A 26,319-nucleotide genomic window follows, 5' to 3' on the forward strand; every position below is an offset into this window, starting at 1 on the left:
TGAGTAACTGATGTTGGCCGATGAACGCAGATAAACACAGATAATTTTAGCAAATTTACATAAGATGGATAAAATAGATTTAAAAAACGACTTTTCTGCCGAAAAATTAGAATTATTAGCATTGTTGCTAGAAGAAGAAGGCATAGAAGCATCTACTACAGAAACTATTCCCCCACGCAAAACTAACGATAACTTACCACTTTCTTACGCCCAACAACGCTTGTGGTTTCTACAACAGCTAGAACCAGATAATCCTTTTTATAATATCCCTTCGGCTTTGCGTTTGCGAGGTTCTTTGAATGTATCTATTCTAGAAAGCTGTTTTAACCAAATTATCCAACGCCATGAAAGCTTACGAACCAAATTCAGCAGCATCGATGGACAACCAGTACAGATAATAGAACCAGAACTAAACCTTACCTTACCAATCATCGACTTAAGTAACCTGTCAGTTAAGGAAAAAGAAGTAGAGGCGCAAAAACTTATCGACAAGGAAGCACAAACGCCTTTCAATTTAGCAATACCACCCTTACTCAGAAGCTGTTTACTTCGTTTAGAGGATGCGGAGTATATCTTAATCTTTACCATGCACCATATTGTTAGTGATGGTTGGTCAACAGATATATTAGTCAGCGAAATAATCACCCTGTATAAAAATCTAACTTGCGATCGCGGAGCGTACCTGAAAGGTTATCGCTCTTCAGTTTTACCTCAACTCCCCATTCAGTATGCCGACTATGCAATTTGGCAGCGTCAATGGTTAAAGAAAGAGGTATTAACCAAACAACTTGATTTTTGGCAGCAGCAACTAGCGGATATTCCCTCGGTTTTACCTTTACCTCTGGATAAACCTCGACCTCATATTCAATCTTATCGAGGAACTAAACAAGCTTTTGTTATCTCTGGCAAACTGACCAACGCCCTTAAAACCCTCAGTCAGCGGGAAAATTGTACTCTATTTATGATTTTGTTAGCAGCGTTTAAAGTGCTGTTATCCCGCTACACTGCCACTGAAGATATAGTAGTTGGTTCGCCCATAGCTAATCGCAATCGCACAGATATAGAAGATTTAATCGGCTTTTTGGTTAATACTTTGGTATTGCGGACTAATTTGGCAGAAAATCCCACTTTTGTCGAGTTACTAGCCAGAGTGAAAGATTGCACTCTATCAGCTTACGCTAATCAAGATGTACCCTTCGATCTAGTGTTAGACGCAATTAAAAGCGATCGCCATCTCAGTCATACACCTGTATTCCAAGTAATGTTTGTACTGCAAAATGCCCCACAGTCGAACATTGAACTACCAGCCTTAACCTGGGAATCTTTAGAGATAGAAGCTAAAACTACTAAGTTCGATCTCACCCTGTTAATTGAAGAAACGGAAACACAATTAAAGGCTTGTTGGGAATACAACACCGATTTATTTAATCCCGATACGATCTCCCGTATGAGTGTGCATTTTCAAACTTTGTTGACGGGTATTGTGACTAATCCACAACAGCCGATAGCTCAATTGCCTTTATTAACAGCAAAGGAACAACAATTATTAGTAGAGTGGAATGCTACTCAGGCTGAGTATTCGCTGGATAAATCTATCGATCGACTATTTGCCGAACAAGTAGCCAAGACTCCCGATGCTGTAGCTGTAGTATTTGAAGATTTTCAGTTGACTTATAGAGAATTAAACCGCAAATCTAATCAATTAGCTGATTATTTACAAGAAAATGGCGTCAAACCAGATATCTTGGTCGGAATTTGTCTGAATCGCTCTCTAGAAATGGTTATCTCTTTGTTAGCCGTTCTCAAAGCAGGTGGTGCTTATGTACCTCTCGATCCTAATTATCCTCCAGAACGTTTGCGGTTGATGATCGAAGATGCCAATTTATCAGTTCTCTTAACTCAAACAAAGTTACTCGATTTAGTTTCTAATTCTCCAGCAAATACTATTTGTCTCGATACACAATGGCAACATATTGCGCAAAATTCCCCTGTTAATCCAGTTAACATCGCTACCGGTGATAGTTTAGCCTACGTAATTTATACATCGGGTTCGACTGGAACACCCAAAGGTGTAATGATTCCCCATCGCGCCCTTTGCAACCATATGTTGTGGATGCAAACAGAATTATCATTCACTTCGGGCGATCGCTTTTTACAAAAAACTCCTTTTAGTTTTGATGCTTCGGTATGGGAATTTTACGCACCTTTGTTAGTAGGCGGAACATTAATTTTAGCCAAACCAGACGGACATCAAGATCCTGATTATTTAACCGAGTTAATTATTCAAGAAAATATTACTATCCTTCAATTAGTTCCCTCTCTGCTGCGAGTGTTGTTAGAAGAAAATAGGGGCAATAGACATATTGCCTTCAATAACTGTCAATCTTTACGAAAAGTATTTTGTGGTGGTGAAATTTTACCTTGGGAACTACAACAACGTTTTTATAATCAATTAAAGCACTGCCAACTATACAATCTCTATGGCCCTACCGAAGCCACAATAGATACTACATATTGGTTATGTCCCCAACAAGAACAACCAATTAATTCTATTGGTAAACCGATTAGTAATGTTCAAGTATATATTTTAGATGCTAATTTACAACCACTTCCCATTGGCATACCAGGAGAAATCTATATAGGTGGTGCAGGTTTAGCCCAAGGGTATCTCAATCGTCCAGAATTAACTCAAGAAAAGTTTATTCCAAATCCTTTTTATCCCTCTACAGCCCCTCACTCTCCTCAACTCTACAAAACAGGAGACAAAGCCCGCTATCTCCCCGACGGCAAGATTGAATTTTTAGGACGTATTGATAACCAGGTAAAACTGCGGGGTTTTCGGCTGGAATTAGGGGAAATCGAAACCAAACTCGAAGAACATCGCCAAATCAAAGAAGCTGTAGTCGAAGTTCGAGAATATGAAACTAATACTCAGCGTTTGGTTGCTTATTTAGTTAGTCGAGAACAACCTCCCGCAACTAGCGAACTGCGTAGTTATTTACAAGGAAGACTACCACAATACATGATTCCTGGGATTTTTGTCTTTTTAGATTCTTTCCCACTAACACCTAACGGCAAAATAGATCGCCGTGCTTTACCAATACCAGAGATAAAAATCGATCGCCAGTTCACAGTAACTCCCAGCAATCAAATTGAATCTACTCTAGTCAATATTTGGACTGAAGTTTTACAAGTAGATAACATCGGCATCGACGATAACTTTTTTGAATTGGGTGGGGATTCTATTCTAAGTTTACAAGTCATTGCCAAAGCTAGAGATGCAGGTATACAATTAACTCCCAAACAGATTTTTCAAGCCCAAACTATTGCCTATTTAGCGACAGTCGCTAATACAACCACAACGCAGATAGCAGAACAAGGCTTTGTAACGGGTACTTTTCCCCTCACTCCCATTCAACAGAGATTTTTTGCCCAAAATTTCATTAATCACCATTGGAATCAATCAGTAATTTTAAAAGTACGCAATTGTCAGCCAACGTTGTTAGAAAAAGCTGTACAACATCTATGGGAACATCATGACATATTGCGATCGCGTTTTTTTCAAACCGAATCTGGTTGGTCAGGTGCGATTTCGACAGGGGTGGATAGCCATCCGCCTTTACACAGTTATCAGTTGTCACAATTATCTGAGGATCGACAAAAACAAGAAATAGAAGCGATCGCATCCGAACTACAGAGTAGTTTTAATCTAAATCAAGGGCAATTAATCAAAATAGTTTGGTTTGATTTGGGTAGACAACAATCTAGCCGATTGTTGATTATTGCTCATCATTTGATTATTGATGGGGTTTCTTGGCGCATTTTATTGGCAGATTTAGAAACTGCTTATCAACAATTAAGTCAAGGAGAACCGGTTCAGCTACCAGCTAAGACTACTTCTTATAAGTATTGGACCAAACAACTGCAAAAATATGCTCAATCTGAATCAGTAAAGGAAGAATTAGATTATTGGTTGAATTTATTTGAGAAAACGGCGAATCGAGATAAATCTCAGGTTTTACCTGTAGACTTTCTTGGGGGCGATAATACAGTTGCTTTGGCTACTACAGTATCTGTAACCCTTACAGCAGAGGAAACACAAGCCCTATTATCGGAAGTACCATCAGCATATCAAACTCAAATTAATGATGTTTTACTTACTGCTTTAGTGCAGGCTTTTCAAGAGTGGACGGATATTAATTCTCTGCTAATAGAATTAGAAGGGCATGGAAGAGAAGATATCTCAGCCAATGTCGATTTATCTGGTACAGTAGGCTGGTTTACGACTATATTCCCAGTTTTATTGGATTTAGGCAACAATTCTCATCCAGGAGAAACTTTAAAAACTATTAAAGAACAACTCCGTAGCATTCCCTACCGAGGCATTAATTACGGCGTACTGCGCTATTTAAGTCATGACGCATCAATTAAGGAAAAGCTAGAGAAATTGCCCCAAGCAGAAGTCAGATTTAACTATTTAGGGCAACTAGACCAAATAACCAACAAATCTCCCTTTTTTCAACCCGCAAGCGAATCTACTGGTAATAATCAAAGTCTGAGAGGACATCGAGATTGTTCGCTTGAAATTAATAGTGCGATCGCCAACGGTCAACTATTTCTGGATTGGACTTATAGCCAAGCATTATATCGAGAAACAACAATTCAGCGATTAGCAGAAAACTCACTCAATAAATTGCGATCGCTGATATACCATTGTCAATCTCCTGACTCTGGAGGCTATACCCCTTCCGACTTTCCTCAAATGCAATTCGATTCAGCAGAACTAGATTTATTACTTGCAGAACTTGATAATTGAGGGCGCAAGCCTCGCGCCTCTACAGACGATTGGTAAAAATTCTTGAAATAACTATCTATTATGAATCAGAAAAATATTGCAAATATCTATCCCATGACACCCATGCAGCAGGGCATACTTTTTCATACCCTGAATGCACCCCAAACAGGAATTTATGTAGTTCAAAGTAGCTATCAATTTAATAACCAGATTAACCTACCTGCTTTTAAACAAGCTTGGCAACAAGTAATTAACCAACATTGTGTTTTACGAACTTCTTTTCATTGGCAACAACACCATGAACCATTTCAAGTAGTACATAAACAAGTAGAATTACCCTGGCGGGAATGGAGACAAGGAGACTTCGGGATCGAAAATAATGAACGAGAACAATTAGAAGCTTGGCTAGAAAAGGATCGACAAGAGGGTTTTAATCTTAACCAAGCACCTTTAATGCGCTTGAGTTTGATTCATTTAGCTAACAACACTTATCAATTTATTTGGAGTTGTCACCATTTAATTTTAGACGGCTGGTCAACCGCCTTGATCTTAAAACAAGTATTAGATAACTATCAAGCATTATCTCAAGGTCAACATTTACTTTTAACGCCAAGTCGCCCTTATGCCGACTATGTTGCTTGGCTACGACAACAAGACTTATCTCAAGCTAAGACATACTGGCAAAAAGCACTTCAAGGTTTTACCGCACCTACTTCTATTTTCCGCCTTTTTCCAGGGGAGATTGAGGAAGAATCGAAAGAGGCTTCGCTTAAGTTATCTTTTGAAACTACAGCAGCATTACAATCTTTAGGCAAAAAGCATAGATTGACTTTCAATACTATTTTGCAAGGTGCTTGGGCTTTGCTTTTGAGTCGTTACAGTGGTCAAGAAGACATTGTGTTTGGTGCAACTTCCTCTGGTCGACCGCTTAATTTAGTAGGATCTGAATCAATGGTGGGTTTATTTATCAATACCCTACCAGTCCGAGTCAAAGTACCTGCTAACGAATCCCTAATTCCTTGGCTACAAAAACTGCAAAATCAACAAATTGAAGCACATCAATATGAATACACTCCTTTGGTGCAGGTACAGGAATGGAGTGATGTACCCAAAAATTTGCCCCTGTTTGAAAGTGTTTTAGTTTTTGAAAACTATCCTGTAGATACTTCAATCGCCAAATTTGCTAGTCAAATGCAGATTGAAGAAATTAAGTCGATAGAATCAACTAATTATCCTTTGGCTATTTCAGCAGGATTAAGCGATGAGTTATTTTTAGAAATTTTATTTGATCGCGCTCGCTTTGATGCTGTTACTGTTAGGAGAATACTGGGACACTTAGAACATTTGTTAGCAGAATTTGTTGCTAAACCCGAAGCTAACTTAGCAGACTTATCAATCCTCACAAATGCTGAAAAACAGCAAATATTAATCGATCAAAATAATAATCGAGTTAATTACAAAAATAATCTCTGTATTCATCAATTATTTGAGCAACAGGTAGCCAAAACGCCCGATGCTATAGCCGTAATTTCCCAAAACCAACAATTAACTTATCAAGAATTAGATCGACGCGCCGAACAGTTAGCTGTTTATTTACAAAGTATCGGAGTCAAATCAGAAGTCATTGTTGGTATTTGTCTAGAACGTTCTCTAGAAGTAGTTGTCGCGATTTTAGCTATTCTCAAAGCTGGTGGTGCATATCTACCTCTCGATCCAGCTTATCCCCAACAACGCTTAGATTATATCGTCCAAGATGCTCAAATCTCTCTCGTATTAACCCAACAACCTCTAAAAGACAAAATACGACAGCAGTCAATTAGAGTTATAGCAATAGATACCCAATGGCAAACAATTATACGATCACAGCAGCAAAATCTCACTCGCCATGTCAATCCAGACAGTCTCGCTTATGTAATTTATACCTCTGGTTCGACAGGAAACCCTAAAGGAGTGTTAGTGGATCACTATAATGTAGTTCGCTTATTTACTGCTACTCAAGATTGGTATAATTTTGACCATAATGATGTTTGGACGCTATTCCATTCTTATGCTTTTGATTTCTCAGTTTGGGAAATTTGGGGTGCTTTAATCTATGGCGGAAAATTGGTAATAGTACCCTATTTAGTAAGCAGATCTCCCGATAGTTTTTATCAGCTTCTCCTAGACGAGAAAGTTACAGTATTAAACCAAACTCCCTCAGCTTTTTCACAATTAATCCAGATAGACGAACGCTCAAATCTAAATTCTCGGTTAAATTTGCGTTTGATTATTTTCGGCGGAGAAGCATTAGAGATACACAGCTTGAAACCCTGGTTTGAACGGCATGGCGATCGCCAGCCGCAGCTAGTAAATATGTATGGCATCACTGAAACAACCGTACACGTTACTTACCGTCCACTTACCATAGCAGATACTAATCATCAGAGCAGCGTTATTGGTTGTCCGATTCCTGACTTAAAGTTATATCTACTCGATAGCTATTTACAGCCAGTTCCTATTGGAGTTGTGGGAGAAATGTATGTTGCTGGTGCAGGTGTAGCGCGGGGTTATCTCAATCGCGAACAGTTAACTCAAGAGAGATTTATCAAAGATCCTTTTAGTAACAACTCAAAATCTAGATTATATAAATCTGGGGATTTGGCGCGTTATTCATCTACCGGAGAACTAGAGTATTTGGGGCGTATCGACCATCAGGTAAAAATTAGGGGTTTCCGCATCGAATTAGGTGAAATTGAAGCTTTATTAGCTAGTCACGAAGATATTGGTCAAACAATCGCTATCGTAAGGGAAGATCGATCGGGAAATAAACACATTGTTGCCTATGCTATTCCCAAACCTAACAAAGTTATTGATGTTAAAACAATACGTCAGTATCTTCAAGCACATTTACCTGACTACATGATTCCTGCTGCTTTTGTAACTTTGGATTCTTTCCCCTTAACCAATAATGGCAAAATCAACAGGGATGCCTTACCCACACCAGATTTAATTAATCCTGTAACTAAATTAGATTACGTTGCGCCTCGGACTAATACGGAAAAACAAATGGCAGAAATTTGGCAGGAAGTTTTAGTTATATCCCAAGTGGGAATTTACGATAATTTCTTCGATCTGGGCGGACATTCTTTATTAATAGTGCGTTTATTTGCCAGTATCCGTGCTGTTTTTAAAATAGATTTACCTTTCCAGTTTTTGTTTGACGCACCTATTTTGATTGATTTTGTCGAGAAACTAGAAAATAAAAAGACGGGGAGACTAGGAGACGGGGAGACTGGGAGACTGGGTTTGGAGTTAAATAAGGAGGCTGTTTTAGATTGCACTATTTCTCTTCAAGATCGTCAATTTGAATATCCAGATTCAATTAACAGTATTTTTCTGACGGGTGCAACGGGTTTTTTAGGGGCATTTTTATTATCCGAACTTTTACAGCAAACTGAAGCCAATATTTATTGTTTAGTACGTGCTAATAATCTGGAAACAGGCAAAGATAAGATCGAGCAATCTTTAGTCAATTATCTTCTGTGGCAAGATGTTTTTAGTTTCAGAATTATTCCCATTATTGGCGATCTATCTCAACCGTTTTTAGGACTTTCAGAAGCAAAATTCCAATCTCTAGCAGAATCAATCGATCTCATCTACCACAATGGTGCTTGGGTACATCATACTACTCCCTATTCAACACTCAAAGCAGCTAATGTCTTGGGTACCAAGGAAATCTTACGATTAGCTAGCATTAATAAAATTAAACCAGTCCATTTTATTTCCACCATTAGTGTTTTTTCTGGAGTTAATAATTCTGGCGATCGCTTAATTACAGCCACCTCTAAAATCGATGATTTTGGAGTACCAGAAGGCGGCTATGCTCAAAGTAAATGGGTTGCTGATAAATTAGTTACTCTTGCTCGCGATCGCGGTTTACCTGTTACTATTTATCGCCCTGGAAGTATATCGGGACATAGTAAAACTGGAGTATTTAATCCTAATGATTTCTTGTACAGATTGCTGATTGGTTGTATCCAGTTAGGTTGCATCCCTCAAGGAGATTTGTTAGATAGTTTAGTACCTGTAGATTACGTCAGCCAAGCAATTGTTAGTATCTCTGTGCAACCACAATCTCTAAATAAAGCTTTCCATTTAGTTAATGGCGATTGCGCGGAGCGCACTGCCGAAGGAGATCGCCTCGATTTAAATATCTTAACTAATCTGATTCGTGATTTTGGTTATGAGCTAAAAGAGCTTTCTGAGGAACAATGGCAAATAAAATTAGCTGAAATTGCTGAAAATCAGCCAGAACATCCTTTATATCCTTTGATTTCATTGCTGTCTTTTTCAGGCGCTCGCGAAAACTTACTCCCTTTACAATTCAATTGTCAAAACACTTTGCAAGCCTTAAAAAATACTGCGATTTCTTGTCCGTCGACGGATGAGAAGTTACTACGTACTTATTTATCTTATCTGAGGGAAAATGGTTTTCTTGATACCTCACGACCACCAGTTATGAGTAATTGAAAAGAATCTCGCGCAGAGGCGCAGAGGCACAGACGAGAAGAGGCGAAAGTTATAAACAAACATACCTAATTCATCATCACCAAAGTGTAATTATTCAACAAACAGGACTTGAGATTAAACTATGCTGAAAAAAAATAGTTCTTCGGTAACACAAACTGCATCGGGAAAAGAAATTTACCAACAACTACCAACTAATATTGAGGAGGTTTATTTAGAAAAATTCATCGCTGAATATTGCGATCGCACTAAAACTTCAAAACAACTAGCCCAAGCTTTTCGCCCGACCTTAGCCGATCCCAGGGTTGCAGCAGGGTTTAGTTTACCCCTTAAAGAAATGTGCTATCCCATTGTGGCTAAAAAGTCTTTTGGTTCAAAAATTTGGGATGTAGATGGCAATGAATATATAGATTTAATTATGGGGTTTGGGATTAATCTTTTAGGACATAATCCGTCTTTTATTAAGCAAGCTCTGATCGAACAATTAGATCGGGGTATCGAAATCGGCGTACAAACTCAACTAGCGGGAGAAGTTGCCCAGTTAATTTCCGAATTAACTGGTATGGAGAGAGTTACCTTTAGTAATACTGGCACAGAAGCAGTAATGACAGCGATTCGTATTGCTAGGGCTGCTACTAAGCGTAACAAAATAGCGATCTTTTCTGGTTCTTATCACGGACATTCTGATGCTACTTTAGTCGATATTAAACAAATTAACGGCAATTTACAAACAGTCGCTAAAGCCGATGGTATTCCTGATGGTGTTGTGGGAGATACTCTAGTTTTAGATTATGGAAATTATGATTCCCTGGAAATAATTAAAAATCATCATCCAGAATTAGCTGCTATTTTGGTCGAACCCGTACAAAGTTGTCGTCCTGACTTGCAACCCCGCGAATTTCTCCAACAATTGCGTAAATTAACCGCAGAATTAGGAATTGTGCTGATTTTTGACGAAATGGTCACGGGTTTTCGCGTTCATCAAGGAGGTGCGCAAGCTTGGTTTGACGTACAAGCAGACATTGCTACCTATGGCAAAATTGTTGGTGGTGGCTTACCGATTGGCGTAATTGCGGGGAAAGCTGCCTATATGGATAAAATTGATGGGGGAATGTGGCATTATGGCGATGATTCTTCTCCAAGAGTACAAACTACTTTTTTTGCTGGTACTTATTGCAAACATCCTCTATCTTTAGCTGCTGCTAAGGCAATTTTAGAGTATCTTAAAGCCCAAGGAAATACATTACAAATACAGTTAGGCGATCGCACTACGCAATTTGCTAGAGAATTAAATAATTGTTTTGCTAGTTTCCAATTACCGATTAAGATAGCTAATTTTGGTTCTTGTTTTGACGCAGTTTTAGATACCAATTCTGCCCCATCATCTAGCTCTGATTCAGTTAGTCGGGGCATCGATTTATTGTCCTATCATTTACTCTATAAAGGCGTACTAATTCGGGCTGGTAGTGGTTGTTTATCTACTGCCCATACAGATGTAGAACTTAATTATGTAATTGAGTCAATTGAAGATAGTTTAAAACAATTACGACAAGCAAATTTACTTTAAAATCCCTTGAACTGTGTTTACCAAACCTTCAACCTATTTAAGCTCAGCTCCAAATCAAAAGCAATAAATTAGAAACTATATCTGCGTTTATCTGTGTTCATCTGCGGATAAATAATACTCAATTCAATTTGGAAAAAACCAGATAATCAAAATGAAAATCAAACCAATCGAACGAATTAATCGACCAACAAATAAAGAATTCAATCGCTATATAATTCAAAACCAACCAGTTATTATCACTGGAGTTGCTAATCAATGGCAAGCTTGTGCTAATTGGACTATAAAAAGTTTCAAACATATGTTTGGCGATCTCACAGTACCTTTAAGAGCCAGTGACAATGAAATTGATGTATTTTTTGGCGAAGACAATCAACCAAGATTTCTACGTTTTTCTGAATATATCGACCTGATTTTAAATTGCGATCGCTTAAATAAAAGACCACCATATTTTGGTAATATTCTCCTTAACGATCCTGAAATTAAAATGATTGTCGAACCAATTATTAAAGATTTTGATTTTCCTCAATATTTTACTGATAGTACCAGGAACGATCTACAGCTTTGGATTGGCGCAGCTAATCAAAAGTCAACAATTCATAATGACAATTATCAAAACTTAAATGCTCAAATTTATGGTAAAAAAACATTTTTATTATTCTCCCCCGAACAACACCGATTTCTTTATCCTGTCAAAATTGATCGCGAATTATGGTCTAGCCCTATCGATCCTCAAAATCCAGATTTAGTAAAGTATCCCTTATTTGCTCAAGCATCTTGTATAGAAGCTATTTTAGAACCAGGAGAAATTCTATTTATTCCTGTTTTTTGGTGGCATCAAGCCAGAGCAATTACTACTGCAATTAATCTCAATATGTGGGCATTTACTAAAAAAATAAGTCAATACTGGAATGAAGATAATCCAATGTTTAGAAACTGTTTAAATTTAGTTAAATGAAATTATCTATTCAGCGCATTTTAAAATTACTGACAATGATGCTGGTTAGCACATTAATCATGATAGCCTGTAGTAATAATTCACCAGAGACAACCACCTCTAAATTAGCATCATTATCAACAGCAGAATATCGAATAGTCAAAGATGCGATCGCGCAAATAAAAGTTCCTCTTAATCCTCAAAGAATAGTAACTTTACATGGGAAAGCCTTAGAAAGTATTTTAGCTTTAAATGTCAAACCAGTCGGGACGACTTTAAATGGCGATCGCGATCGACAACCAGATTTTTTAAGTAAACAATTAGCTAATGTTGAAATTTTGGGTTCTTTTGGCGAACCTAACTTAGAAAAAGTTTTACTACTAAAACCCGATTTAATTTTAGATTGGGATACGGAAAATATTTACTCCCAGCTATCTCAAATTGCTCCGATTATTGTTACTGAAGATAATCCTAGTAATAGCTGGCAGCCCAATTTAAAAGTTTATGCTGAGGCGTTAGGTAAACCAGAAGCAGCAGAAAAAATTATTGCTAATTATTACGCCAGACTCAAACAATTTAAAGCAGAAATCAATAAAAAAGGTAAGCCACTAACAGTTTCGGTGATTCGTATTTATCCTCAAGGAATTGCTTTTTATCAACCAGATTCTTTTTCTGGTTCAATTTTAACCGATGCGGGTTTATCTCGTCCTCCATTACAAAGACAAGGAGGAGGACAACAGCTAATTAGTCAAGAATTAATTAGTGAAGCAGATGCCGATGTAATTTTTTACTGGGCTTATGGCGATGATTATTACAGTAAAGCAGAACGAATAGAGAATAGTTTAGAACAATTTAAATCCGATCCTTTATGGTTACAATTAAATGCAGTTAAACAAGGAAAAGTTTATCAGGTCCCAGACTATTGGATTGGTTATGGCCCTTTAGCTGCTAATGCCGTAATTGACGATTTATTTAAATATTTACTCAATAACTAAATTTTGAACCCACTAAATAATTTACCTGCAAATCTTCGTCCGTTTATTATTCTTTGGATTGGTCAACTAATTTCTATTTTAGGTTCAGAAATAACTGATTTTGCCATTACAATTTGGGCTTGGGAAATTACAGGCAAAGCCACTCCATTGTCTTTAATTTTGTTATTTGCCAAAATACCGAGTATTATTGCTGCTATTTTTGCTGGTGCAATTGTAGATCGTTATAATCGTAAGTTTTTAATGTTTTTTGGCGATACTGCTTCTTGTATTTCTACCATTTTTTTACTCGTACTTTTATTAACTAATCGTTTAGAAATTTGGCATTTATATGTTACGGCTGCTATCAACGGGTTATTTGGTTACTTTCAAGATTTAGCTTATTCATCTTCCCTATCTTTACTAGTACCGAAACAACACTATACAAGAGCAACAGTGTTAAATGATTATGTCAGTGGATTTGGGGCAAATATTCTTGCTCCAGCCTTAGCAGGAGGACTATATTATGTAATCGGGCTGCAAGGCATTATGGCGATCGATTTAATTACTTTTTTCGTCGCAATTTATTCATTATCTTTAGTTAAAATACCACAACCAGTTACTAACACTAATTCACCTGAAAATAATAATTTATGGCAAAATTTGACCTTTGGGTTTCGCTACATCATCAAACGCAAAAGTCTGCTAATAATGGTAATTTTTCTAATTATTTTCTATTTCATCGATCGCGTTATGTCTGGAATCGAATCGCCAATGATTTTAGCCCGTAGTGGCAACAATACAGCTATTTTTGCCAGCGTTCATACTGCCACGGCCATTGGAGGTGCGATCGGCGGTATCTTATTAAGTATCTGGGGCGGTTTTCAGCGTCGTATTCACGGTTTCTTACTTGGGACAATCTTGACCTTTACCAGTGCGATCGCCTTTGGCTTGAGTAATCTACCTCCTCTGTGGCTAATTACTACCTTCTTTGCTGCTTTATTTTGGCCCATTATCGGTAGTTCAGAACTTTCGATTTGGCTAGCAAAAGTACCCCCCCAAATCCAAGGCAGAGTATTTGCAGCCCGCTTTTTAATGACCCAAATTTCTGTCCCGATTGCTTTAGCAATGACAGGATTTTTAGCCGATCGTGTTTTTGAACCAGCGATGATGCCTGGAGGTAGTTTAGCACCTATATTAGGTAGTTTATTTGGCACTGGTTTAGGTTCGGGAATGGCAGTGCAATACACTTTATTTGCCATGTTTGGCGTAATTCTAGGTTTAGGCGGATACACCTTGACTCAACTGCGAGATATTGAGACGATACTACCTGATGCAGATTTAGAGACTGGGTAACAAAATAAAGACAAATTTTATGAGTAAATTTTTTAAATCTTTCTAAATGTTAAATGTTAAATGTAAAGTCAGCTTTTTTTCTAATTAGTTTATTGATCGTTTTGACGATCGGACAAACCAATTTACTGAGTAAGAACAATACCGAGATTCTTTGGGATAATTACGGCGTGCCTCATGTTTATGGGATTGATAATCAAAGTACCTTTCAAGCCTTCGGTTGGGCGCAAATGCACAGCCACGGCAACTTAATTCTACGTCTTTATGGTCAAGCTAGAGGCAGGGCTGCCGAATATTGGGGAGAAGACTATTTAGAGTCCGATCGATGGGTTGTCACCATGGGTATTCCCCAACGGGCAACAACTTGGTACAAGCAACAAAATGCTACTTTTCGCAGCTATTTAGATGCCTTTGCTGCTGGAATTAATATTTATGCCCAGGAACATCCCGAATTAATTGACGATGAAGTGAAAGTAGTCTTACCAGTAACGGGAGAAGATGTTCTCGCCCACGTTCAACGAGTACTTAATTTTACCTTTGTCGTAGACCCAGAAACCGTTACAAATCTTGGTCAAGAACAGAAGCATTTTAAAGGTTCTAACGGTTGGGCGATCGCGCCTTCTCATTCGGCTAGTGGCAATGCCATGCTACTGGCTAACCCTCATTTGCCTTGGTCAGATTTATTTCTCTGGTATGAAGCACAAATTACCGCACCTGGTATGGATGCCTATGGCGCAACTTTGGTAGGTATTCCCGTTTTGGCGATCGCTTTTAATAATAATCTTGGTTGGACTCATACCGTCAATACTTTCGATGGTTGGGATCTTTATGAATTAACGCGATCGGGCAAGGGATATCTATTTGATGGTCAAGTGCGAGATTTTGAACAGAAAACCGCTGAAATTAAAGTCAAACAACAAGATGGCACATTACAATCAGAACAACTTGTTATACAAAGCTCTATTCATGGTGCGGTAATCAAGCAAGAACCAGGAAAAGCTCTAGCTTTAAGAGTTGTCGGTTTAGATCGTCCTGGAGTATTAGAGCAATGGTGGGATATGGCAAAAGCTAATAACTTTAAGCAGTTTGAAACAGCACTTAAACGTCTACAGCTGCCCATGTTTACTGTCATGTATGCCGATCGCGAGGGGCATATTATGCACCTATTTAACGGTCAAGTTCCTATTCGCGATCGAGGAGATTTTGAATATTGGTCAGGTATTATTCCGGGTGATACCTCAGATACTTTGTGGACTAAAATCCATCCCTATCAAGATTTACCTCGTATTGTCGATCCGACCAGCGGTTGGCTACAAAATGCTAACGATCCTCCCTGGACAACTACTTTTCCCAGTGCTATTGCACCTGAAGATTATCCTCCTTACATAGCACCCCAAGAAATGAATTTGCGATCGCAGCGTTCGACTCGTATGTTAGCAGAAGATGATAAAATTTCTCTGGCAGAAATGATTGCCGATAAACATTCAACTCGCATGGAAATTGCGGATCGTCTCCTCGACGATTTACTCCCTGCATTACGTCAAGAAGCTAGTCCATTGGCTGTAAAAGTAGCCGATATACTGGAAAAATGGGATCGGCAAACTAATGCCGATAGTCAAGGGGCAGTATTATTCGCTGCTTGGTTAGAAGAAACTGACTTTGATACCTTGTTCAGTCAACCTTGGCAAAAAAACTCTCCTCTTACTACCCCCGATGGTTTAGCCAATCCTCAGCAAGCAGTAGCAACACTCTTAGCTGTAGCCACCAAGATCGAACAAGACTATGGCGCAATAGATGTTCCCTGGGGTGAAGTGTTTCGGCTTAACTACGGTAATGTAAATTTACCCGCTAATGGTGGCCCAGGGTACTTAGGTATTTTTCGAGTAGTTAATTTTATGCCGATGGAAGACTCCAAACATTTTCAAGCCTTTGATGGAGATTCTTTCGTCGCTGCCATTGAGTTTTCCCAACCAGTCAAGGCAATGGCACTAACTACCTATGGTAATGCTACTCAACCAAACTCTACTAATTCTGACGAGCAATTAAAGTTATTTACTCAAAAACAATTGCGTCCCATCTGGCGATCGCGCCAAGAAGTCGAAGCTCATTCATTGAACATTGAACATTAAACATTGAACATTGAACATTGAACATTGAACATTGAACATTGAACATTGAACATTGAACATTGAACATTAAACATTGAACATTGAACATTGAACATTGAACATTGAACATTGAACATTAAACATTAAACATTGAACATTGAACATTGAACATTAAGTATTTGGGGATGGATAAAAATAATGTAACTTATGATAAGGCTTATCAGTTTGCTATTAGAATTGTTAATGCTTATAAGTATTTAATTAAAGAAAGAAAGGAGTTTGTTTTATCTAAGCAATTATTAAAAAGTGGTACATCTATCGGTGCAAACGTTGCCGAAGCTAATGGGGCAATTTCTTCTGCCGACTTTTCTGCTAAAATTTCTATAGCTTATAAAGAGACTTTAGAAACAAAATATTGGCTATCTTTATTAAAAGATACTGGATATATAGACATCAAATCTTTCAATAGTATCTATCAGGATGCAGATGAAATAGCCAAAATATTATTTTCAATCTTAAAAAATACCAGAATCAACAGCAAATCATAAATTAGCCATGCTAAATGATAAATGCTAAATGTTAAATGTTAAATGTTAAATTACGACCTGGATTAGAATTAAGTATCGAACATTATCAACTGCACGATCGCTGGAACATCCCAAAGTGCGATGAGGCTCTGCCTCCGCTTAGCGATAGCCTTAATCGATTCGAGATGTGTTTTCAAATTAGCAGACAAAACTGCGATCGAGACGGTTTTATGGGTGCAGGACAAACTACATTTTGCGCTAGTGGTTTGGCGGTGTCTGGAGAGTGGGAGCAACTCCAGCAACACCCAGTTATGAGTGTAAGTATGCACATCGAACCCGAATTAGTCGTCGATTTCTGGGGAGAAGACGATCGAGATATTGATGTGAACTGGAACAAATTATTTCAAACAGAACAACCCTGTTTCGTAGATTCTGGCTCGATTACGCCCCAGATGCAGGTGGCATTACAACAAATCTTAAACTGTCCCTATCGAGGTGCGATCGCACGGATGTATTTAGAAAGTAAAGTCTGGGAGCTAATGGCGTTACAATTAGCTCAGATGAAAGACGATAATCGATCAAACCAATATTCTCTGAAATCAGAAGATCGCGATCGCCTTTATCTAGCTCAACAAATTTTAGGCGATCGCTTAGATCATCCCCCTTCTTTAACCGACTTAGCTCAAGAAATTGGCTTAAATGAGTGCAGCCTTAAACGCGGTTTTCGTCAACTATTCGGCACAACGGTATTTGGTTACCTCTATCAACAACGCATGGAATATGCCAGACAGCTTTTACAACAGCGAGAATTGAATGTTGGTCAGGTAGCCAAAAAAGTAGGTTATGCCAGCCAAAGTCGTTTTGCCACTGCATTTAGAAAAAAATTTGGCATTAATCCTAAAGTATTTGCTCGGCGATCGCTAGGTAATTTAACTATCTATTAGCTATTAAGATGGCTTAATTGGGGGAATACGGGCGATATTTGCTGATTTAAGTACTTGAGGAAATTTTTTATAAGGAATAGATTCACCTTGGCGATCGAGATAAAAATTTGCAACCTCAAGCAAAGCTTCAGGACTTTCTCGAACGGGTAAGTCAGTAAATAAATAGGTAAATCGATCGCTTGCAGAAAGTGCAACGACACAGGCTTGTTCGCACATCCACAGGCATCCTACGGCTTGAATAACAAATTTATCTTCATCATTCAGTTCGTTTAGTCTATCTAACAGGCAAGCACCTTCAGATAGTTCTGAATCCTGGTTAGAAGTAGTATTACAAGATTTACAGACGAACAAGACGGGTTTTGACATGACAAGAATTTCTCGTTTTTTTAATTACTTAGCTGCTGGTTTTGGTTATTTTTGATCCTCAAAATTCCACTGAAACCGAACCAATTACCGTAAAAGGATCGCCTGGTCTAACTGCTTCTCTAAAGGTTTCACTCGACCTAATATAGTCAACGTCGAAGAGGTTTTGAAAGTTAAGATTAGCTTGCCAATTGTCTTGACGATAGAAAAGAGCAGCATCGGTACGGACATAACTAGGTAGAGTAAAAGTATTATCTAAATCTCCTTGGCGATCGCCAACAAAAAAGACCCCTGCACCTACACCTAAACCCTGTAAGCTTCCCTGCTGAATTTGATAACTCGTCCAGAGACTCGCGCTATTTTCGGGGACGTTTGCTAATTTATTTCCCACAGGAAATTCATTATCTTCGGTAATCTCGGCATCGGTATAAGCATAAGCAGCAATAACATTCCAACCAGGTAAGATTTCTCCTGCAACATCTAATTCAATTCCGCGACTGCGAACTTCTCCCGCAGCAATACTAAAATCTGTGTTATCGGGATCGATAGTAGCAAAATTATTGCGCTCGATTTGATAGAAAGCCAAGGTACTAGTAAGTTTTTGATTCAGAAATTCTCCTTTAACTCCAAGTTCGTATTGATTACCAGTAGAAGGTTCGAGGACATCACCAGCAACGGTAGTGGAATTAAACGGATCGGGATTAAAGGAAGTGCTGTAGCTGGCATAAAGAGAAATAGGCGCGATCGGTTGATAAACTATACCAAGGCGAGGACTAAATTTTTCTTGAGACTGTTCGGAAGTTAGATTTTCGGTAAAATCAATTGATTCTTGATCGTAAATATCTAAACGTCCGCCAGCCAAAAACTTGAATTGTTCTGAAAGAGAGATTTGGTCTTGTAAATAAATACCAATTAAATCCGCACGAATATTCTCGTCTCGCACAAATGAAGTTAAATCTTCAGGTTCGATATTCGGAACGGGATCTGCTTCTTGGGTAAAGACATCAATTAAAAATATGGGGTCGTCTGGTAGTCTTCCCTGTCTTCCCACACTAGTGGTGCGGTCTAAATCCACACCGACTAAAAGCTGATGTTCGACTTTTCCTGTCGCAAATTCTCCAACTACATTGGTTTGTAAGCTATAGTTTTCTCGAATATCTTCATTACGGCGAAATCCCCTTTCTAAAATCCCCGAATCGTCAATCAATACAGAATCAAGACGAAAATCAGATGTATCTCCAGAAACCAAGCGAAAACTATTACGAAGTTTCCATTTATCGCTAAAACGATGTTCTAATTGATAACTAGCACTCAACTGTTCTAATTCATATTCATCATCGGGCTGTTGGAAAATGCGATCGAAGGGAATATCGGCAACACCATCATCAATAGCTACAATACCGCGATCGAAGGGGTTAGCTTGGTTAATATAGCTGAAATCTATGAGTAAATCAGTGTTCTTGCCGATTTGCCAGCTAATAGTTGGTGCAAGAGATAAACGAGTTGCATCTTGGTCAAAATCACGGAAACCATTATTGACTTCAAAAGCAGCATTCAGACGATAGAGTAAGTTTTGCTCGGAATCGATCGCATCGGAGAAATCAAAACTAGATTGAAATAAACCAAAGTTACCCAATTCTATTTTCGTTTCGGCAAAAGGTTCTGATAAAGGCTTTTTCGTCACTAAATTAATTACGCCACCAGGTTCGAGATTACCATATAAAATTGAGGCAGGCCCTTTTAAGACTTCAATCCGCTCTAATCTTTCTGCACTAGGCAATCCTTGTCCAAAAGCAGTCTGGCGAAATCCATTAATCAAAGTGGTGTCTTGAGCAAAACCGCGAATGACAAATCTTTCTGCCGTACCACCAAAACTATCCCCCGTACTAACTCCACTGACATTCCGTAGTGCATCTTCTAGTCGGTTGGCTTGTTGATCTTCAATCACTTGTTGCGGTACAACTTGAATTGACTGGGGTATATCTTTTAAAGGTGTATCGGTGCGAGTGGCTGTAGTAGCTTCGGGAACAGTATAATCGTCATCTTCTTCCTCTCCTTCTCCCGTAGCAATGACTTCTATCTCTTCATCGGGTGTTTGTTGTGCTGTAGCTTCTGGTGTAATATTTAAAACTAAATTTTGCGATGATGGTACTACTTCCGCGCTTGGTGCCTGGTTTTCTCCTGTAATGGTTAAACGAACATTACTTTCATCTATCTGAGTAACTGTAATTTCTCTAATTCCTGGTGCGGGATTGCTTTGTTTGAATTCATCCCCTGCTGGTAAAGCCAGAGTTGCATCTAAAAGATCGATGACTAAATTATTCCCTTCAGGCAAAATTAACGGAACTAATTTTTGTTCTCCTGCTGCGGTTTGTAAAATTAACTCCAACTCTGACTCAGTTTGATTAATCTGTACCCCCGTAACTCTAGTAATGCCTTGCGCAATTAAATTAGAAATTGGCTTGATAGAATGGCGATCGCTTTTTTTTGTCTCCCAGTCTCCCTCCTTTGCCTGAATCAAATCTCTTTTTTGCAAATTATTATGATTAATTTTTTCTTGGTTTTTAGCTGCTACGGCTCGCTCAGACAGCGCACATATCATAGTCAGAACACTTAAAAAAAACAATAAACTATTATTCCAAAACTTAAATTGATGATGTAATTTCACTCTTGCCCCTGAATACTAATAAAAATGATTCTCAAGTAATTCAGAATACATCAATTGCTAGCAGTTTTTACGCAGAGTTTGCGCCTCAAAAGTAATATTTTGCGCCTCAAAAGGATAAGACTTTCAACGCGCAGTGAAAGAAAATTCTGGCGCGATCGCTTTGGAACATCTTTTATTAGCCAAAAAAATGTAATTTACAAACAATCTCAAGCGGGCGATCGCAGCTAAGCTAAAAAATCCAGCCCTAATTAACCAATACCAAATTATCTGTCAACTGGTTCAAAATAACGACATCCTTGACACGGACCTTCTGGATTAACAGCACAACGCATAATTTCTGAACGAGCGTTGAAGCGACAATTAGCATTGCCTATTATCTGGCGCTCGCCTATTTGAGTAGTTTCTTCAGGTCTTTTAGATTCTTGAACATGGAGAGTGGCTTTATCAAAGCGATAGCCTCCGACGCGATATTGATAGAAATGATGACGCTCAAGAATAGCGTAAGTTTTCCCCTCAAAGTCTAAATAATTACCAGGCTGAAGCCGACGATTAAGATTAAGCTTGCCAATGCAATGACTAGTAGGGGTGAGAATAATTTCTGTAGGTAATAAGTTTTTCTCGCTCAACATGAATACAAATTAAAGTCTCAACTTTATTGAAAAATAGTAACGTGTTCCGTGGTTTTAACGGCAGCAATTGATGAACATTGAGGCAAAGTTAAAATCACATTTATACGACTGCTACTGAACTGAATTGTTACCAATTCACCACCGCTGTTAAGTACATCATGCAGTGTATTTCCCGATCTAGCCACCAGCTACGAAAAAGGTGCTTAACGGTTATTTTAGCCGTTAGATATCGTTTAAATAACATTTTGGGGAATCATAAACTCAATACTGCGATGTTTTGGTTGTGTGGTTATGGATCGAGAATTAATTGTCAAAGCCTTAAAAAGTGTCTGTGGTAATAAAAACTTGCGGTTTCAAGTCATTGTTCACGAAGATCGACTACACATCTATGTCAACCGCAAAGCAGATTATCAGCCAGATTACATTATGTTAGAGTCAAAGGTAGCTGATGCGATCGCATCTTTAAAGCTCGATTCTCTTGATGCGGTCTGGCTCTACTGTCGTCAGTTAGGTAAGCTAGAACCAGACTGGCAAACTTTTGTGGAATTACCCACGCAAATCAATTCAGAAAGTGAAGCTACTCTTGACAGTACTGACAATCTAGATACTGAAATAGATGTTCCTAAGTTGTTAATGGAAAACTTAAGCGTCGAAGATAGTACTGGCGATACAGGCTTGCTACAGAATCAGGGAATGGTTCATGGAACTCCCCTCAAAGAAGAAACAATAAATACCTTTGCCGACAATTTAACTAATTTAGAAGTTGCTACTGAATTACCTAATTCAGGCGATTACCCTTCGGATACCCTAAAGGACTCGCTTCTTACAAAAGTTGCTCATGGGGGAAAGCCAAGGCGCGTTTTGAGTGGGAAGCTTCCCACTCAAAAGCCGCCGCCCCAAGACCGCACTTTTGCCCTAAAGGACTAACTTCGTGTCGCGCTTCGCGTCGCGCTTGGCGAACGCAATTTGGCTCAATACTGTTGGATTACCAATAAAAAATTGCTTACCAGCGAGATCATTCCCCCTGAAAAAGAAATAATGCGTCTGGTAAAGTTTTTCCATAACTTGTCTGAGAAGAATCAGGATCGCCTATTGCCAATTTTAGACAGTTATTTCCAACACGCTACAATCCCCGATCTCAAAAATTTATCTATGGTAGTGCAAAAGTGGTTTAAACAAATCACCGAATTAGATGACGATCGACGACGAATAATGGCTATTTGGCTGAGTCGCTACTGTTTTGATAGTTCTGCAACATTAGCAGAATTCAACGCTGTGGCTGTCAAAAACACTACAAATGCTACTCACAAAAAAGCTAAGAGTTACAGTACAGGATATAGCTTCAAGCCAGCTAAGGTTAATTTAGCTAAGAATAAGCAGCCAGACGAACTTGCTGAGACAAAATTTTTACTCCCACAGGTAGTCAAAAAGTTTATCCTGCCTGTGGTATGGACAATAGCTACGGTAATCTTGCTCGTTTTAGGCATTGTGAGCAATAATTCTAATACTGTAGCTTCTGAACAAATTCCTGCTCTGTGTAACAATACGATTGGTTCAGTTGATTACTGTAGTTTGGCGGTTAATTTGGCAGGAAAGAGGATAGCGCGATCGCCTCGAAGTATTTTTCCGCTAACTGAGGTAACGGAAACTGTCGCTACCTATGGTTGTGAAAGATATGCTAATTTCAAAGCAGGAATATCGACTAATCTTATTGCTCCGCAACAGACTCCAGTAATATCTAGCTATGGTGAAAAAGTTTGGCCTCATATCTATGTAGTTGAAGCACAACAGAAAAATGCTCAGCAGCCAGGCAATATCAAGGTAGGATGTGTTTACACTACAGGGCAAGAACAGCGATCGCCTAAACTATTAGCTGCCGATCTTATTGCCTTTAATTGGCCAGCTGAAAGCTACCAAAAAGAAGCTCGATTGAATGCCAACCTTGACTGGGGGATTTACACTAACCCCATTAATCTGGGTTTAAATACTCTATTTGCTGGGTTAGGCATTGCGATCGCTTCCTGGTTAAATTTAGGGCTGAAAATCAATCATGCCGATACTATTTATTTGGCAGCTTTAATTCTGGGCATTGTGCAGTTAATTACAGCTTCCTTGCCAGCTTTTGCCTTGTTTGGCGCGATCGCTTTACCAATTTTAACTATCTTGGTGATGAGCTTATTAATTAAAGATTTTAAAATTAATTGGAATCATAGTTATCCTCTAATAGCTGCCAGTATGTTCACAATTATCGCAGTTCAGTTTTTGCTTTATGGTTTTTGTTTAGGACTGTTAAATAGCTTGGTATAAGCAGTCAACTATTATTTGAGCAATATCACAGCTACTTGTGATCGAAATCATAATTTTTCTAAATCGCATAGATCATATTAGAGAAGAGATAGAGCTATGCAACAGATATTCTCTGTTACATAAAATTCCCCCAGTTTGGTACCTGGGGGCTTTTTTTTGCTCATACTTCCATAAATTTTGCTGTTCCAAAACAGTTAAATTAGGTCAGCGGTAATTTAAATTACGATGAGCGATTTTTATTCGGCAAATCTCTTTCAGTTTTGAGCCATCTGCTTTGAGGTTTAATCAGAAACTTAAGATAAATGGGAATTTTTCCCAAAACATAGAATGGAATCGCCACTAAATTTTGCAAAGGCAGATCGCCTCGTCCAAATTTACTCCAGGCAAGCAGCACCCCACTGATTAAAAATATTCCCGCAATGCTGACAATAACTACAGGAATGAGCGAAATTCCCATAACTATAGCTGCTAGCCAAGCCACGATCGCGCTAGCCAGCCAAGCCATAACCAACAAAGACAGAGGCGGAATAAAAATATCTAAAGCCAATCCTAAAGCAGCAAAATTACCAGTGGTTAAGAAAGCTTTCAACAGACGAGGAACTTCGATCAAAATCATCTCTAAATGTCCGTGTTCCCAGCGCGATCGCTGGCTTTGAGCATCTTTATCTTTCATCAGACGACCAACTACTAAGGCATTTTCGCAGAATACTGGGGTAGAACCCGCCAAAGCCAAGTCTACCGTCAGCTGCATATCGTCGGTAGTTTTACTTCCTGCCAAGCTAACTTGGCTAATTAATAACCAAGGAAACGCCATTCCCGAACCTGTTAGTAAACTATGCCAACCCAGACGATTTAAACCTAATAATCGCACCTTGTTTTTGACCTTGAGAGAAAACATCGAAATATTATCTTTGAGGCTAGGATTTTCAGGCTGTTCCATCAGATAGGTAGCCTGTACTGGTCTGCCTGTAGCGATCGCCATACAGGTAATGTTTTTGATGGTGTTGGGTTCAATAATACAGTCACCATCTAAAATTACCAGGACTTCTGGAGGATCGTGTTTAATTTGCTGTATGGCATAATCCAAAGCATATCCTTTGCCTCGCTCAATCAAATTCTCTCTTTCTAAGACCCTTACTCCTGTTGATTTTGCCAGTTCTGCGGTATTGTCGTGGCAATTATCAGCAATAACAATTATTTGGTCTTGTTCTGTTACTTGTGGGAGTAGCACCTCGACTACATTTTTGATTTGCGCGGCTTCATTATGAGCTGGAATTAAAATAGTCGTTCTGGGTTGTTCAGCTTTTAAATCCCAACTAGAAGCGGGCAAAATAAAAGCTGCCAAACATTCTAAAAAAAACATTAAACAGGGAATCAAAATAATCATTCCTGCCGTAAAAAAAATCATCTCAACTATATTATTAAATTCCATCTGAGTAATCTTAAATGCTGGCTTATTAGTAATAACATATTAACCTTACGACTATATTGAGCCTTTTTGCTCTTGGTTTAAGACACGACTTTGATTTGGGAGAGATGTCTGAGATAAATCATGTTAAATTTGGTAAATACAAGTAGTCTGGTGCTGATAAATTACTGCATTTAAATATTACTAGTCAGCAATGATTCAAAATATAGTTGTGCAATACGTTGTGTTAGTAAGATGATCTTGGTATTTTAAAATTTAAAGAATATGCTTATTTCTATTTGTATTATTACTTTTAAGCGTCCCGAAGGCTTAAAAAGATTACTAAAAGCGATCGATAAACTAACCTTTAAAACACTCAAACAACCTGAAATTGAAGTGATAGTGGTGGACAATGACACTTATCTTGCAGCTGAAAAAATTTGTCAGCAAATAAAACCAGATTTTCAGTGGGTTTTGAAAACAGACATTCAACCTCAAAGAGGCATTACCTATGCTCGTAATAAATCTATCAGCTTAGCCTCTAAAGCAGCAGACTTTATTAGCATAATTGATGACGATGAAGTACCAGAACCATCGTGGCTCGAAGAATTATTATTGACACAGCAGAAATTCGGCGCAGATGTGGTAACAGGGCCAGTTTTACCCTATTTTCCCAATAGTGATGTTCCCGATTGGGTAAAAAAGGGCGGTTTTTTCGATGCGGATCGCTATCAAACTGGAGAACAGCGTCATGTAGCTTTTACCAACAACGTTATGGTTCGGGGTGAAATTATCCGACAATACGAACCAGTATTTGATAATCGCTTTGCCATCACAGGAGGTGAAGATTCACATTTCTTCTACGGGCTTAATAAGGCTGGTTATAAAATTGTTTGGGCAGATGAAGCAGTGGTTTATGACTGGGTTCCCGCTTCTCGCACCAATTTAAAATGGATTCTCAATCGAGGTTTTCGGACTTGGGGTACTCATAGTCTAGTAGAGAAAGAGTTAGATCCCTCACTGTCGGTTCAATTTATCAGAATGATCAAAGGGCTAGGCTTAATTTTACTTGGTGTTATTGGGCTGATTCCCGCGTCTTTGATAGGTAAACCAGCGATTGTTAAAGCTTTATTATTTATTTATCGTGGTGCAGGTACTTTTGCTGGTTTATTAGGTGTAGATTACAAGGAATATAAAACAGTTCATACCGATTTTGGCATTAACAAGCAGTAAGACTTA

General features: G+C 38.5%; 16 protein-coding genes. 12 read left to right on the top strand and 4 right to left on the bottom strand.

The window, feature by feature from the left end:
• Positions 1 to 64: 64 nt before the first annotated feature.
• From V6C71_01325 to V6C71_01365, 9 genes are all read left to right on the top strand, one after another.
• Positions 65 to 4,816: an amino acid adenylation domain-containing protein gene (locus tag V6C71_01325; GenBank protein HEY9767130.1), complete on the top strand. Its 4,752-nt coding sequence runs from the start codon at positions 65 to 67 to the stop codon at positions 4,814 to 4,816.
• 60 nt (positions 4,817 to 4,876) lie between these two features.
• Positions 4,877 to 9,304 carry an amino acid adenylation domain-containing protein gene (locus V6C71_01330; GenBank protein HEY9767131.1) on the top strand — a complete coding sequence of 1,476 codons (4,428 nt, stop codon included), beginning with the start codon at positions 4,877 to 4,879 and terminating at the stop codon, positions 9,302 to 9,304.
• Positions 9,305 to 9,425: 121 nt separating this feature from the next.
• Positions 9,426 to 10,868 carry an aspartate aminotransferase family protein gene (locus V6C71_01335; GenBank protein HEY9767132.1) on the top strand — a complete coding sequence of 481 codons (1,443 nt, stop codon included), beginning with the start codon at positions 9,426 to 9,428 and terminating at the stop codon, positions 10,866 to 10,868.
• A 151-nt stretch (positions 10,869 to 11,019) separates the two neighbouring features.
• Complete coding sequence (locus tag V6C71_01340; protein ID HEY9767133.1) at positions 11,020 to 11,823, top strand: cupin-like domain-containing protein; 804 nt, start codon at positions 11,020 to 11,022, stop codon at positions 11,821 to 11,823.
• Positions 11,820 to 12,797 (top strand): ABC transporter substrate-binding protein, encoded by a 978-nt coding sequence (locus tag V6C71_01345; GenBank protein ID HEY9767134.1) that lies wholly within the window; start codon positions 11,820 to 11,822, stop codon positions 12,795 to 12,797. Before V6C71_01340 ends, V6C71_01345 begins: the two co-directional genes overlap by 4 nt.
• A 3-nt stretch (positions 12,798 to 12,800) precedes the next feature.
• On the top strand, positions 12,801 to 14,129 hold the full coding sequence (locus tag V6C71_01350) for an MFS transporter (GenBank protein HEY9767135.1): 1,329 nt from the start codon (positions 12,801 to 12,803) through the stop codon (positions 14,127 to 14,129).
• A 101-nt stretch (positions 14,130 to 14,230) separates the two neighbouring features.
• A complete protein-coding gene (locus V6C71_01355) occupies positions 14,231 to 16,255 on the top strand; it encodes an acylase (protein ID HEY9767136.1) in 2,025 nt (674 codons plus the stop codon).
• 164 nt (positions 16,256 to 16,419) lie between these two features.
• Positions 16,420 to 16,782: a four helix bundle protein gene (locus V6C71_01360; protein HEY9767137.1), complete on the top strand. Its 363-nt coding sequence runs from the start codon at positions 16,420 to 16,422 to the stop codon at positions 16,780 to 16,782.
• Between the two features lie 35 nt (positions 16,783 to 16,817).
• On the top strand, positions 16,818 to 17,705 hold the full coding sequence (locus V6C71_01365) for an AraC family transcriptional regulator (GenBank protein HEY9767138.1): 888 nt from the start codon (positions 16,818 to 16,820) through the stop codon (positions 17,703 to 17,705).
• A 3-nt stretch (positions 17,706 to 17,708) separates the two neighbouring features.
• Here the strand turns inward: V6C71_01365 and V6C71_01370 are convergent, their stop codons facing one another.
• From V6C71_01370 to V6C71_01380, 3 genes are all read right to left on the bottom strand, one after another.
• Positions 17,709 to 18,071, bottom strand: a complete 363-nt coding sequence (locus V6C71_01370; GenBank protein HEY9767139.1) for a DUF1636 domain-containing protein — start codon at positions 18,069 to 18,071, stop codon at positions 17,709 to 17,711.
• 58 nt (positions 18,072 to 18,129) lie between these two features.
• Positions 18,130 to 20,670 (bottom strand): TonB-dependent receptor, encoded by a 2,541-nt coding sequence (locus tag V6C71_01375; protein HEY9767140.1) that lies wholly within the window; start codon positions 20,668 to 20,670, stop codon positions 18,130 to 18,132.
• A gap of 329 nt (positions 20,671 to 20,999) precedes the next feature.
• Entirely contained in the window at positions 21,000 to 21,365 is a 366-nt protein-coding gene (locus V6C71_01380; protein ID HEY9767141.1) for a DUF6464 family protein, read from the bottom strand.
• 291 nt (positions 21,366 to 21,656) lie between these two features.
• Between V6C71_01380 and V6C71_01385 the strand changes: the two genes are divergently transcribed.
• Positions 21,657 to 22,292, top strand: a complete 636-nt coding sequence (locus tag V6C71_01385; protein ID HEY9767142.1) for a hypothetical protein — start codon at positions 21,657 to 21,659, stop codon at positions 22,290 to 22,292.
• Between the two features lie 72 nt (positions 22,293 to 22,364).
• Positions 22,365 to 23,672 (top strand): hypothetical protein, encoded by a 1,308-nt coding sequence (locus tag V6C71_01390; protein ID HEY9767143.1) that lies wholly within the window; start codon positions 22,365 to 22,367, stop codon positions 23,670 to 23,672.
• A 220-nt stretch (positions 23,673 to 23,892) separates the two neighbouring features.
• On the opposite strand, the gene V6C71_01395 is transcribed toward V6C71_01390, so the two are convergent.
• Positions 23,893 to 25,104 carry a glycosyltransferase family 2 protein gene (locus tag V6C71_01395; GenBank protein ID HEY9767144.1) on the bottom strand — a complete coding sequence of 404 codons (1,212 nt, stop codon included), beginning with the start codon at positions 25,102 to 25,104 and terminating at the stop codon, positions 23,893 to 23,895.
• 261 nt (positions 25,105 to 25,365) lie between these two features.
• Between V6C71_01395 and V6C71_01400 the strand changes: the two genes are divergently transcribed.
• Positions 25,366 to 26,313: a glycosyltransferase family 2 protein gene (locus V6C71_01400; protein ID HEY9767145.1), complete on the top strand. Its 948-nt coding sequence runs from the start codon at positions 25,366 to 25,368 to the stop codon at positions 26,311 to 26,313.
• Positions 26,314 to 26,319 lie beyond the last annotated feature (6 nt).

Origin of the sequence: Coleofasciculaceae cyanobacterium, assembly GCA_036703275.1 — a bacterium.
Classification (GTDB): Bacteria; Cyanobacteriota; Cyanobacteriia; order Cyanobacteriales; family Xenococcaceae; genus Waterburya.